The 12,831-nt window shown below is 70.8% G+C and carries 9 protein-coding genes; 6 read left to right on the top strand and 3 right to left on the bottom strand.

Annotated elements, in window-relative coordinates:
* Positions 1 to 5 precede the first annotated feature (5 nt).
* Complete coding sequence (locus AQJ11_RS28950) at positions 6 to 1,268, bottom strand: sensor histidine kinase (protein WP_059265118.1); 1,263 nt, start codon at positions 1,266 to 1,268, stop codon at positions 6 to 8.
* Between the two features lie 257 nt (positions 1,269 to 1,525).
* On the opposite strand from AQJ11_RS28950, the gene AQJ11_RS28945 reads away from it, so the two are divergent.
* Together AQJ11_RS28945 and AQJ11_RS51325 are read left to right on the top strand one after the other, a co-directional pair.
* Complete coding sequence (locus tag AQJ11_RS28945; RefSeq protein ID WP_059265270.1) at positions 1,526 to 3,715, top strand: MMPL family transporter; 2,190 nt, start codon at positions 1,526 to 1,528, stop codon at positions 3,713 to 3,715.
* Between the two features lie 372 nt (positions 3,716 to 4,087).
* Positions 4,088 to 5,080: a hypothetical protein gene (locus AQJ11_RS51325; RefSeq protein WP_244218384.1), complete on the top strand. Its 993-nt coding sequence runs from the start codon at positions 4,088 to 4,090 to the stop codon at positions 5,078 to 5,080.
* Positions 5,081 to 5,237: 157 nt separating this feature from the next.
* On the opposite strand, the gene AQJ11_RS28935 is transcribed toward AQJ11_RS51325, so the two are convergent.
* A complete protein-coding gene (locus AQJ11_RS28935) occupies positions 5,238 to 5,597 on the bottom strand; it encodes a hypothetical protein (RefSeq protein WP_059265117.1) in 360 nt (119 codons plus the stop codon).
* A 220-nt stretch (positions 5,598 to 5,817) separates the two neighbouring features.
* On the opposite strand from AQJ11_RS28935, the gene AQJ11_RS28930 reads away from it, so the two are divergent.
* The 3 genes from AQJ11_RS28930 to AQJ11_RS28920 all read left to right on the top strand — a co-directional run bounded on the left by AQJ11_RS28930 (position 5,818) and on the right by AQJ11_RS28920 (position 10,159).
* Entirely contained in the window at positions 5,818 to 8,634 is a 2,817-nt protein-coding gene (locus tag AQJ11_RS28930) for an AfsR/SARP family transcriptional regulator (RefSeq protein ID WP_107120890.1), read from the top strand.
* 19 nt (positions 8,635 to 8,653) lie between these two features.
* Positions 8,654 to 8,857, top strand: a complete 204-nt coding sequence (locus AQJ11_RS49340) for a hypothetical protein (RefSeq protein ID WP_159061700.1) — start codon at positions 8,654 to 8,656, stop codon at positions 8,855 to 8,857.
* 891 nt (positions 8,858 to 9,748) lie between these two features.
* Positions 9,749 to 10,159, top strand: coding sequence for a VOC family protein (locus AQJ11_RS28920; RefSeq protein WP_059265115.1), 411 nt, complete (start codon positions 9,749 to 9,751; stop codon positions 10,157 to 10,159).
* 116 nt (positions 10,160 to 10,275) lie between these two features.
* Here the strand turns inward: AQJ11_RS28920 and AQJ11_RS52770 are convergent, their stop codons facing one another.
* Entirely contained in the window at positions 10,276 to 11,109 is an 834-nt protein-coding gene (locus AQJ11_RS52770) for a helicase associated domain-containing protein (RefSeq protein WP_398780926.1), read from the bottom strand.
* Between the two features lie 1,316 nt (positions 11,110 to 12,425).
* Here AQJ11_RS52770 and AQJ11_RS49335 point away from each other — a divergent pair.
* Positions 12,426 to 12,713: a hypothetical protein gene (locus AQJ11_RS49335; protein ID WP_059265113.1), complete on the top strand. Its 288-nt coding sequence runs from the start codon at positions 12,426 to 12,428 to the stop codon at positions 12,711 to 12,713.
* The last annotated feature ends 118 nt before the right edge of the window (positions 12,714 to 12,831 follow it).

Here is a 12,831-nt window from a genome sequence, read left to right as displayed (position 1 = left end):
GGCCGTCACCGGTACACCGCCTCCCCGTGCAGCCCGCCGCCGACGCGCTCGGTGGGCTCCCCGCTCTGGACGGCCGCCTCGGCCGTCTCCTCCGCCGCCAGCGGCAGCTCGGCCACCACGGCGAAGCCGCCCTCCGGCCGCGGCCCCGCGTCCAGGGTGCCGCCGTGCAGGGCGACCCGCTCGCGCATGCCGATCAGGCCGTACCCGCTCCGCACCGGTTCGTGCCTCGCGCCCTGGGACGGCACGCCCCGGCCGTCGTCGCGCACCTCGACGGTGATCCCGTCCGCGCGGTAGGCCAGCACGACGGACGCGCTGGCCGGACCCGCGTACTTGCGCGCGTTGGTCAGGCCCTCCTGGACGATCCGGAACACCGTCAGGCCGACGGTCGGCGGCAGCGGCCGCCGCGGCCCGTGCACGCTGAACGCGGTCGGCAGCCCGGCCTGGCGGGACTCGTCCACCAACCGGCCGAGGTCGTCGGCCCCGGGCTGGGGCGAGGCCGGGGCGGCGTCCGGTTCGTCACCCGCCCGCAGGACGTCCAGCAGCTGGCGCATCTCGCGCAGGGCCAGCCGCCCGGAGGACTCCAGGGTGACCAGGGCCTCCCGCACCACCTCCGGATTGGCCAGGTTGGCGCGGGCGCCGCCGGCCATCAGCTGCATGGTGGTGATGTGGTGGGCCACGATGTCGTGCAACTCCCGGGCGATGCGGCGGCGCTCCTCGGCCACCGCGCGGTCGGCCAGCAGCCTGCGGTTGGCGTCCACCTGGCGCTGCCAGCGGGCGGCCGTGAGGCCGCTGCCGGCCACGAGCGCGGTGGAGGCGACGGCCGCGAAGCCCGCCTCCGCGGAGGGCACCGGGAAGTCGCTCTGGCTCAGCATCGTCACCAGCGCCGTAGCCGCGGCGGCGCCTGCGGTGACCGGCCAGGCACGGTTCCGGGCGACCGAGTACACCGCCACCATCAGGACGGCGCCGAAGTGGGTGCCCATCGGGGTCGACAGGTCGATCGCGGACTGGAGCACCAGGACCGCGGCGAGCGCCTGCACCGGGTGGCGGCGCCGGGCGAGCAGCGGCACGCCCGACAGCACGAGCAGGACGAAGCCCGGCACGCCGACGCCTCGGGTGCCCGCCGCCGCGCTGACGACCAGGTGGGCGAGCAGGTCCAGCGAGCCGGTTCCGACGGCCATCAGCGCGTCCGCCTGGGTCCACGGCAGACCGTCCGTGCGTTTCCGCGGCACCTCGTCCACGGCCGCGCCGGGGTGTTGACGCCCGTCCATCCTCGTCCTCCCGGTCGGCCAGCGTTGATGCCTCATTCTGGCATCGGCCCGCCCGGCGCCGGATGGTCCCTCCGGCCGAGGTAGGGCGGGCGGACTAGGAGCACGGTCCCGGTTCCGGCCCGCCGGGGGACCGGGGGCCCCGGTCCGGATCGTCCGCTGTCCGGACGTCCCGCACCCCGTTCGCCTGATGGTCTGTGAGCCTGCCGGGAACACCCGGCGACAAGGCCGACGTTCGCGTCCATCAGCCGGAGGGCACCGTGATCCGCGCACTGACCGGATTCTCCACCAGACACGCCTGGAAGGTCATCGCCCTGTGGGCGGTCCTGGGACTGGCGCTGGGCGCACTGAGCCCGATGCTGCTCGGCCGGGTCACCCAGTCCCAGACCGGTGACTTCCTGCCGAAGAGCTACGACTCGGCCGCCGCCCTGCGGATCGCCGAGGAGGAGTTCGGGGTGAAGCCCGACGCCACCACGGTCACGGTGCTGGTCGCCCGGAGCGACGGCAAGGCGCTCACCGACGGCGACCAGCGGCGGATCGAGGCCGAGGCGGCGGAGCTCGGCAAGCGCCGAGTCACCATGCCGAGGGGGGAGGACGAGCCGGCGTTCCTCAAGCCCGACCGCTCGCAGACCCCCCGGATCGCCCCGGCCATGACGGCGCCCGACCGGAGCTTCGAGCTGCTCTCCGTCGAACTGACCGGCAGCGCCGTGGACGAGGGCGTCCAGGAGGTCTACCGGACCTTCCGGGACTCCGCCCGCGCGAAGTTCGACGCCGCCGGGATGCGCACCGGGTTCACCGGCGGACTGGCCGAGGCCACCGACAGCGCGGACGACAACCGGGTCGCCGCGCTGATCGGCAGCAGCCTGGTCACCGTGCTGATCGTCCTGCTCAACGTGCTGGTGTTCCGCAGCGTGCTCGCGGCCGTGCTGCCCCTGCTCGCCGTCACCCTGATCGGCAGCGTGGCCGCCGGAGCCGTGGCCGGCGCCGCAATGCTCACCGGCCTGCGACTGGACGTCTCCACCCCGGGCCTGATCTCCGTGGTGCTGCTCGGCATCGGCGTCGACTACCTGCTGTTCCTGCTCTTCCGGTTCCGCGAACACCTGCGCGCCCGGCCCGGCCAGCCCGCCCGCGAGGCGGCCGCCGAGGTGTCCGGCCGGGTCGGCACCGCGATCACCTCGGCCGCGCTGACCATCGTGGCCGCCTTCGCCACCCTGGGCGTGGCGAGCTTCGGGCAGTTCCGCTCGCTCGGCCCGGCGATCGCCGTCGCCGTCCTGATCATGCTGCTGGGCAGTCTCACCCTGATGCCGGCCCTGCTCGCCGCCTGCGGCCGCAAGATGTTCTGGCCCTCCCGCAGCCTGGACCGGGAGCCGCAGGCGGGCGCCGCCGCCCGCTACGGCGCCTTCGTCGCCCGTCGTCCGATGGTCCTGCTGCTCGGCTCCGTCGCGCTGCTCGGCGCCCTCGCCGCCGGGATGACCGGGATACGGATGGACTACGGCCAGGGCGGCGACTCCGGGACGGCGGCCGCGGCCACCGCCAAGGAGATCGCACGCGCCCTGCCGGCCGGCGTGTCCGACCCGACCACCGTCTACGTCACCGCCACAGACGGCGGCACCCTCGACCCCGCCCGGCTCGACGGCCTCTCCCGCGCCCTCGCCAAGACCGAGGGCGTCGGCCAGGTCGGCGGCACCGTCCTGAACAAGAACCACCACGCCGCCCGGATCGACCTCTTCCTCACCGCCGACCCGCAGAGCGCACGGGCCCGCGATCTGGCCTCCGGCCCCGTCCGCGCCGCCGTAGCCGCCCACACGCCCGTCGGGACGAGCGCCCATGTCGGCGGTACGGCGGCGATCTTCGCCGACATCTCCGTAGCCGTGGACCACGACCTGACGATCGTCTTCCCGGTCGCCGCCGCCCTGATCGCCCTGATCCTGCTGCTGCTCCTGCGCAGCCTGCTCGCCCCAGCGGTCCTCATGCTCTCCGTCGGGCTCGGCTTCGCCGCCACCCTCGGCGCCTCCACCCTGCTGTTCCAGCACGTGCTGGACGAGCCCGGCGTCAGCTTCACCCTTCCGCTGGTGCTGTTCCTGTTCGTCGTCGCGCTGGGCACCGACTACAACATCCTCATCACCGACCGGATCCGCGAGGAGATGCACCACCCCGGCCCACCCCGCGCCGCCGTGGCCCGCGCCGTCCGCCACACCACGCCCGCCGTCGCCACCGCCGGGCTGGTCCTGGCCGGCTCCTTCGCCAGCCTCGCCACCACCCCCGGCAGCGCTCAGATCGCCTTCGCGCTGACGCTCGGCATCCTCCTTTCCGCCGTCGTCCTCTCGCTCGCCCTGGTCCCGGCCCTGGCCACCCTCCTGGGCCGCGCCCTCTGGTGGCCCCTCCGCCCCACCAGCCACCAGCCCCCCACCGCCTCCACCCCGCCCCCGGCTCGCGTCCTCATCCCCTGACCGCGCCTCACTCCTTGACCGGCCCTCCACCTGCCCCCGGACGCCCGGCCCCACCCCGAGACGCTGTTGGCCCATCCGGGTCTGGTGGCTTCGCCCCGTCGCCGTGCGGCGGGGCGAAGTGCTGCCAAGGGGCTCGTGCGGGTTCGGGCGCGGGTCTGCCGGTGAGCCAGGCGCCGATGCGGACGAGGTTGACCGCGGCACCGGTGAGCTGGTGCTGGAAGCGCGCCTTCCGCAGCCCGCGGCAGCGCGATCGCCGCAGCCCTGGTGGTGACCGTCGTCAACCGGCTGCCGGCCCACCGGTGCAGCATGGCCGTTGTCGGCGTGCTCGCGGCGTGGGCCGTAGCAGGCGCGGTGGGAAGCGGTCCGCGCGCAGTGCCTGTGCTACTGCTCGCATCTGCCGGTGCCATCGCAGAGCGCAGCATCACCGGCACCTTCCGGCGCAAGTTCAACCGACTGTCGGGCCCCATCTACGTGCAGCGGCTCGGGGTCGACCGGTGCGCGGCGGATGACCGCGCGGAAGTCGTCGAAGCGCTGCGCCAGGTCGTCGTCCGGCTCCACCGGTTACGAGGCCGGGTGCTGCCGCAGCCACACCGCCGTGTGCTGGCCTACGGCGATCTCAAGCTCGAAAACGTCCTCTTCCCCGACGGGCCCGACCAGCCACCGGTCTTCATCGACCCGGGGCTGCTGCTCGCCCGGACGGCGGTCGGCGTCGCGAAGCTGATCAGCCGGACCATGCTCACCCTGGCCGCGTCCCGCCCCGGCCCGCAGACCGGCAAACACGTGGTGCACGGAATCGGCGTCTTCACCGCAGGCCGGATGAAGGGCCTGTCCGTGCAGGACCGCCGCGACTGGCTGCGGGACGTGCTGGTGCTGTGGCTGATGGACAGTGTCAACATCCTCACCACCTACCTGTCGGCACCCACCGAACTGCCCCTGCCCGCCCAGGGGACCGCCCTCGTGGACCGTGGGGTTGATGCCGTTATGACGATCATCATGCGCAGGTACGGCTTCACGTGGACCGCCCCGGACGGCACCCCGCGCGCCTACGCTTGGGCCACCGGCATCGAGAGAGTCGACGTGAAGCCCGGCCAGCTGCCGACCTCGCCCCGCAGAACCCCGCGACGCTGCACGGACAGGGCAGGTCACGCTCAACGCGGCCGGGCGGGATGTGCTCGCTCGCGACGTTCCTCGAAGCGGCGCAGCCCTCGTAGGCCGCGCCGCCAGCCTCGCGGGACCTCGGCCGCGCATGGCAGGTCTCGCGGCAAGGGGCCCGGCACCGCTGAAACGCTCCCAAGCGTCGGCTCCGCCCGGGTGTCTCCCGGAAGCGTCCCGCTCACTACCTCGCTGGCATGGGCTGAACGGTGAAGGCCGCTGCCGCGCTGGGATCCGGCAGTGCCCCTTGTCCGGCGCATGACGGTGCGCTTCGGGGCTTCGGAGCAAGGGCCCGCACCGGCGGCCGCGCGGATCGGCCCGCGCGTTCGCCGGTGCTGGCCGGTTCGGTGCGGTGTGGTTGGTGGGTGATTCAGCAGTGTGTGGATGCGCCGTTGCCGACGAGGTAGTCGTCGAACACCCAGCCGAAGCCGTGGACCCAGGTCCAGGTATTGCCGTAGTCGTTCACCACGTAGCAGTCGTACTGGATGGGAACGCCGTCACTGATGGTGCCGACTGTGGTGCAGGCGCCGTAGGGACCGGTGTGGACTGCGGCGGGAGCGGCGGAGGCTCGTACGGCTCCGGTGCGGCCGTCCTTGACGGAGTGTGACCAGCCGCTGCAGGTGACTGCGGCGCCCGCCTCGGTCGCGCTTGCGGTGGTCGCTGTAATGCCGCTCACCGTAAGGGTGGCGGCGAGCGCGATGGCGGTTGCCAGGGCTCGGTGTTTACGCATGTCGGACTCCTGTCGTAAGTGGGTCTGGTTTTCACCGCTCACAGCGGCGGTGGTTCTGACTGTGGTGGGTGTCTGCGAAAGCGTCCCGGTGTCAATTGCTCTGAGGACAACGGGATTTCGTGTGCCCCAATGTGTCGGGGCGGCCTTCGGGAAACCTTCGGGAAGTCTGGAATCGGGCTGTACCCGGTGGTCAGCGGCGGGTAAGCAGAGTGACGTGACCATGAAGGGCGTGGATGTGGCGGTGCGCTTCGGGGTCCTGGGCGCCATCGCGGTGTGGCGAGGTGGGGTCCCGGTGGATGTGGGCCATGCGCGGCAGCGTTGGGTGTTGGGGGCGTTGATCGCCGACGCTGAGGGTGTGGTGCCGGCGGATGTCCTGGTGGATCGGGTGTGGGGCGCGGATGCATCAGGTCGGGGCCGGGAAGCGCTGTACGGGTATGTGTCCCGGCTGCGGCAGGTGCTGTCCGGGGTCGGGGCGGACGTCGTCCGGGACCAGGGCGGCTATCGGCTGAAGGTGCCGGCCGGGGCGGTGGATGTCCACCGGTTCCGAGACCTGGTCGACCAAGCCCGCGGGATGCGCGACGACGAGCAAGCGGCCTCGTTATGGGAAGAGGCCCTGGGATTGTGGCGCGGGGAGGCGTACGCCGGGGTGGACACCCCGTGGTTCAACACCCAGCGCGACTTCCTCGCACGGGAGCGGCTGGCCGCGCAGCTGGACCTGGCCGACATCCGGCTGCGTCTGGGACAGCACGACCGGGTACTGGCCGAACTGTTCGCCCGGGCTGAGGCCCATCCGCTGGATGAGCGGACGGCTGGTCAGCTCATGCTGGCGCTCTACCGCGGCGGCCGATCTGCGGACGCCCTGAGGCGTTACCAGGAGATCCGGCGGCGACTGGCGGAAGAGCTGGGCACCGACCCCGGCCTGGCGCTGCGGCAGCTCCACCAGCAGGTCCTCACCGCCGACCCGGCACTCGACATTGCCCCGGCCAGGGCTGCTGTGGCCACCGAGGCGAGGGTTTCCCGGCCGGTGCCGCGACAGCTTCCGGCACTGCCGGCGGCCTTCGTCGGCCGCAGCCGTGAACTCGCCCACTTTGACGGGCTGCTGAAGGATCCGGTCGGTGACGAGCCCGTACTGGTGATCTCGGCGATCGGCGGTGGCGGTGGGATGGGCAAGACCTGGCTGGCGCTGCGCTGGGCCCATGAGAATCTCGACCGGTTTCCCGACGGGCAGCTCTATGCCCCTCTGTGCGGTTTCGATCCGTCCACCGGGCCGATGCCGCCCGACATGGTGTTACGCGGCTTCCTCGACGCGCTCGGCACGGCGCCCGAGAACATGCCGGCCGACCCGGAGGCCCGAACCGGGCTGTTTCGGTCCCTGGTGGCCGATCGGCGCATGCTGATCGTGCTGGACAACGCCCGCGACGCCGACCAGGTCCGCCCGCTGCTGCCCGGCAGTGCCACGTGCACGGTTGTCGTCACCAGCCGCAGCCACCTCGGCGGCCTGGCCGCGACGCACGGCTGCCAATGCTTGGCCCTTGACACGCTCCGTGATGAAGAGGCCCATCAGATCCTGTCCCGCGCCATTGGCCACGACCGGGTGGCTGCCGAACCCAAGGCGGTTACCGCCCTGCTTCGGCGGTGTGCGGGACTACCCCTGGCCCTGACCATCGTAGCGGCCCGCGCCGCTGCCCGGCCCGATTTTCCCCTTGCCGTGCTGGCCGGGGAACTCGAAGACGCCACCGCCAGCCTCGACGCACTGAACGCCGGGGACTTGGCCACTGACCTCCGAACAGTTTTCGATACGTCCTACCAGGCCCTGGACAAGCAGGCCGCACAGGTCTTCTCCCTACTGGGGCTTGCACCAGGACCTGACATCAGCCTGAACGCCGCCGTCAGCCTCACCGCCCTTCCCGCCCACCGCACCCGGGTAATCCTTCGAACCCTGGAGATGGCCCATCTCGTCCAGCAGCAGAGCCCGGACCGCTTCCGAATGCACGACCTGGTCCGGCTGTACGCCACCGAGCGAGGCCACGACCAGCCCGCCGAGGTCCGCGACAGCGCGCTGCGCCGGGTCGTTGACTACTACGTCAACACCGCCCTTGCCTGTGACCGCTTGCTGGCGCCGGACCGTACGCCGATCGCGGAAGGTCAGGACGACGAGAGCGCTGCTCCTTTTCTCCCCCGGGATACGGGAGCAGCGATGTCATGGTTCGAGGTCGAACATCTGTGTCTTCTCGCGGTGCACAACTTCGCTCTGGAGCAGGGCTTGTACAACCGGGCCTGGCAGCTTGCCTGGGCTCTGGATACCTTCCACTGGCGGCGAGGCCGCCTGCCCGACTGCGTCGCCACCCTGCAGGCCACGCTGCCGACCATGGAGACGCTGGGCGAACCAGCCTCCTTGGCCCTCGCCCACCGGCTTCTGGGACGTGCCTTCGTTCCCCTCGACGAGCATGCGCGTGCGCTGGAACACCTGGGACAAGCCGTGGCCTTATTCGAAGAAGCGGGTGACACCGCAGGTCAGGCGCAGACCCATCTGAACTTGGCGCTGGCCTGGGAACATCAGGGCGATGACGCACGGGCGCTGGCACACGCCGTCCAGAATCTGCGCATTCGCAAGACGCTACAGAGCCCTCCGCGGGAAGCAGAAGCTCTCAACGCGGTCGGCTGGTTCCACGCTCGCCTCGGACGCTATCGGCAAGCAAGAGACTACTGTGAGCAAGCATTGGCTCTGTGCCGCCAGCACAGCTTTCTGGAAACCGAGGCGTTCACTCTGGACAGCCTCGCCTACACAGCCCACCACAGTGGCCAGCACACCCTGGCCATAGACCACTACAACCAGGCCCTCACCCTGCGCCGCCGACTCGGAGACCGCTACGAGGAAGCCAACGCGCTCGTATGTCTGGGCCAGGTCTACAGTGCCCTGAATCGATCTGCCGATGCCCGTCGTGCCTGGAGCCAAGCCCTGGATCTCTACCATGACCAACATCGCACCGTCGAAGCCCGACAAGTCCAGCAGTACTTGGCGGCACATGGCGCGTGATCGGCTTCGGTGGCCGACCATGGCGGACAGGGCGCGGTCGATCATGGAGAGTTACGACGGCGGCGTCACGCTGCGCCGGATGATGTACCGGCTGGTCTTCGAGGGGTGCTACGCCGATCGTCGTGTACCGGCCTCCTTATCGGAGGCCGGTGAGGCAGTGTGCACCGCCACGGCCGGGACGAGCTTCTCGGCACTGCCGACAGCGACCACGACCTGGTCGTGATCCTCGAAGGCGCCGGCGTCGCCGACCCCGAGGCCATCTTGAACGACCCGCAGTGGGCGGAGTGGCGCGGCGGCCACGGCCACGAGTTCCACGCCGCCCCACCACCGGTCAGCCGATCAGCTTGTGCAGCACCGGAACGCTGGCTCCAGCGTCCATCAGGCCCGTCGCAACGGCCGTGGGCACGGACTTGTCATGGAGGAACATGAGCCCGCCCATGATGAGGCCGATGGGGGGGGTCCCGAGTTCGGGTGGCTCCTACGTGGCGGAGGAACAGGGACGGCGGACACCTGTGGTGGTGTCGTCCGCGGGGTGTGCGCCTCGCGGTCGGCGGTCCTGCTGCTCTCTGCCTGGGAGCGTCCCTGTGGGGTCTCGGCCCTGGCCCAGGGTGGCGTGTCCAGAGTAGTCGCGATCGGTGTGGGCGTTCCTTCGGTGGTCTGGCGGGTGGTCATCGGCACTACCTCCGAGTCGGGTTCGGCTTGGCGGGCGGGACAGCGACAGGTCTCGGGTGCTTGCGTCTCCTTCTGCCGGGAACGGCTTCTTCACCCCCTGGTGTGGAAAGCCGCAGCCCGGACAGCAGCGACCGGGAAGAATGTTGTGCAAGCTCCGAGCACGTCGAAGGCCCGGACCACGTGGTCCGGGCCTTCACTTGTGTTCTAGGTGGTCGAATGCTCTGGTACTCCAGTCGCACTTCGTGATCTGACGGCCTGCCGGGTGTCAACCTCAGGACACGCCCTTACTGGGTCCACGGTCGTAGGACTCCGACCGAAGGGCATGGGTCCCGCGACCGATGCCGCAAGAACGCTTCGTGCCTACGCTGACCGAAACGGTCCACCAAGGAAGGTGCCGTGACCATGGGCCCGTCGCCGAGCGCGCCACTACGAAGGGAAACCCATGCCCGCAAACGGTCAGAGCCACATCCGTGTCGCCCGGCCATCGCGCGACCTCGTGGCGGCGGAGAGCTTCTGGATCCGGGGCCTCGGTCTGAGTGTGCTGTACCGAGCCGAGGGCGGCGATGCGCCGGGTGAGCACGACCTGCTGATGGTCGGCTGGCCCGACGCCTCCTGGCACCTCGAACTCGTCCACGAGGCGGTTGGGCCCGTCGAGCCGCGGCCCACCACGGAGGATCTGCTCGTGATCTACCTCGACGAGCAGGTACCCGAGGAGCTTGTGACCCGCCTTGAGGCACACGGCGGCAAGCGCGTGCTGTCCCCCAACCCGTACTGGAACAAGTGGGGCGTCACCGTCGAGGACCCGGACGGCTACCGGCTCGTGCTCTGCACGCGCGCGTGGTCCAACGCCTGAGCCCGGGCTGTCGGGTTGCGGGACCCAGTCGAGGGCAGTGAGTCGTCGCTTGTAGTGATGCCAGCGGGCACGTGCTTGGTGGCATCGTCGCCAGGTGGACCACTGAAGGTGGAAGGTCATGCCGGGGGGCGAAGGCAGCAGGCAGGTCCCGCAGCAGGTTGGTGAACAGCTGGAACAGGCGGCGGGCCTCCAGGCGCTCGATGTACCCCTGGCGTTCCTCGGTGCGCACCGCACTCAGCGCGACGTCCAGGAACGCCCCGTCCGCCAGTGCCGCTCGCCCGGTGCGGCCAGGGCCCACCGGGGGCGTTCCGCTGCCGCCAGGATGGCCTTCGCGTCCAGCGCCGGAGCCGGGCCCGGGTCCTCCACCGGAGCCTTCTGCGGGGCGGGGGAGGCGGGTTGCTGGAGGTGGGCGACCAATATGCCTCCAGGTGGAGCCGGACGAGATGGAAGGCACGCTGCCACTCCACCGGCCAGCTCGGGCACCACGACGGGTCGATGTCCTCCAACTGCTCGCGCCGCTCGTCCGACAGCGCTCCGGCCGACGACTGCACCGGCAGGCCCTCGGCACGCCGCTGTTCGATCTCGGCGGCCTTCCGGGCGGTGGCCCGCGCGTTCTTCAGCCAGATGCCCACTTTGTAGCCCTGGTAGGTGGCGTCCTTCGGAGCCAGCAGGTGCCCGTTCACCTCGGCCCACTCGTGCGCCGCCGCGAGACCTTCCTCCCACGCCACGTCGAAGTGCGACCACACCATGCCCAGCTTCTCCAGCCGTTCGACGCGCTCCTCATCCATGTCGCCGCGGGCGTAGAACCGGCGGTTGTCGGCGATCCACTGCCCGAGCGGGAAGTTCGCGAGCGAGGCCGGCCACCCCTCGGCCTCCACCGCCTGGTCCTGGCCGCCGGGCACCCGGTACGTGAACGGGACCTTGAGGTCGCCGTGCTCGCGGACGTAGATGACAGCGGCCTCGATGCTCGTGCTCGGGGTTGAGGACCCGCAGGTTGATGAACGCGGTCAGCTGCGCCGGGTCGCGCGGCGTGGAGAACTTCAGCAGCTTCCGCGCGGACGCCGACGGGCCGCCGTCCCCGTTCCCCTCGCCTCGGCTCTCCTGGCCCTGCGCCCCCTGCTGGACGGGCTTGTAGGCGCTGGGGGCCTGCTGCTCGGCGAAGCCGTTCTACCACCCGGGCGTCGTGCGCTCTGAGCGCCTCCAGCAGCTTCGCCAGCCCGCCGAACGCCCGGCTGGTGAGCATGTTGTCCGCCGTCTCGCCCGGCCCCAGCAGGACCGGCACGACCAGGCTGGCCAGCGGCTGGTCACGGCGATCATCGTACGGCGGGGCTCGGCGCGGCCAGACCTTCGCCCTGTCTTCGGGGTTCTGCGGGTGGCGGCTGTCTACCGTCAGGGTGTGCGGGCGACGGCTCCGGAGAGGAACCACTGCACCAGGGCGGCGGGAGGTCTGCCCCTCCCACAGGGCGCGCATTATGACCTCGGCCGGGGCGATCGGGTCGCCGGCTGGGGAGGGGATCGTGGCGCTGAACTTGTGCCGGGCGTTCCTGATCTCGCCCAGCATCGTGCTCAGGTGGCCCTGGCGTTGTGGGGCTGGATGACGGCGTGCGCCGCGCACTCCACCGCCTTGTGGCCTCGCGTACGCGCGCACCGGGTCCGGGCCGCGGCCGTAGGCCGCCTGCTCGGTTTCAGACGAGGTCGCGGCCCGGGAGTGGACGACCTCGTCCACGACGTCCAGCAGCTGGGTACCGGTGGCCTGCGTGAGCGGCTGAACGTACTGCGGCGAACCATAGCGGTTCAGCGACGGGGGTATGCGCAGGCGCAGACAGATGGGCCGGGCCTTGGTGTCCTGATGGTGTCCCTGGTAGGAGAGCACGCCGTTGACACCTCTGGAGCGGCACGAGCAGGTGCTCGGGGACGTCCACGAACGGTCCGTCGTGTTCGGGTGCGGCGGCGAGGCCGACGCGGACGGGGAAGCCCGGGCGGGATCCGGTCGGTCATGGTCAAGACGGTGGCGGCGTGGGCCGTGGAACCCGTGAGACCGTCCCACACGCACGAACGTCGCCGACGGAACACCCCCGCGTTCGCGGGAGTGCTCCGGTGTCCCGTCGGGACGGAGAGCGGAGAGTCCTCTCCGCCGCCGGGGGTTGTTCGAGGACTCGGGTGCTGCGCAGCGCAGGGTTCTCAATCCCCGATCATTCGCCTCACTTATTACTGGCATCGAAAAACGGTCTTTGACCCTGATGTGATCTATCCTCACTCTGGAGGCATGGCGGATGTGAGACAGGCGTCGAAGCGCCTCGACGGGGTTGGTCCGAAGACCGCGGACACCTCTGACCGGGCCGGGCTCAGCAGCAGGCACGTGGCATGGATGTCGATCGCGGCCGGCGTGGGCGTCGCCAACATCTCCTACGTGCAGCCGCTGCTGCGACCGCTGGCCACCTCGTCGTGGGAGGTGCCGTACGCAGTGCGTCGCGGCGACACCGGCCGTGCGCTGACGGACAAGCGCCACCGGTGCACCGGTTCTAGCGTTGTGGCATCCCAAGAAACCGGATGAATGCGGTCGAACCGGCGGTGCCCGGTCCGCCTTCCCCCGCACAAGCCGGCCCGGTTCCAGCCGTGGCCTTCACCGAAGGAGCAGACAATGAGTGATCCGAAGAAGGTCCTGACCGATC

It is taken from the genome of Streptomyces corchorusii, assembly GCF_001514055.1.
GTDB classification, from domain to species: Bacteria; Actinomycetota; Actinomycetes; order Streptomycetales; family Streptomycetaceae; genus Streptomyces; species Streptomyces olivaceoviridis.
This window is presented reverse-complemented; position numbering and strand designations above follow the sequence as displayed.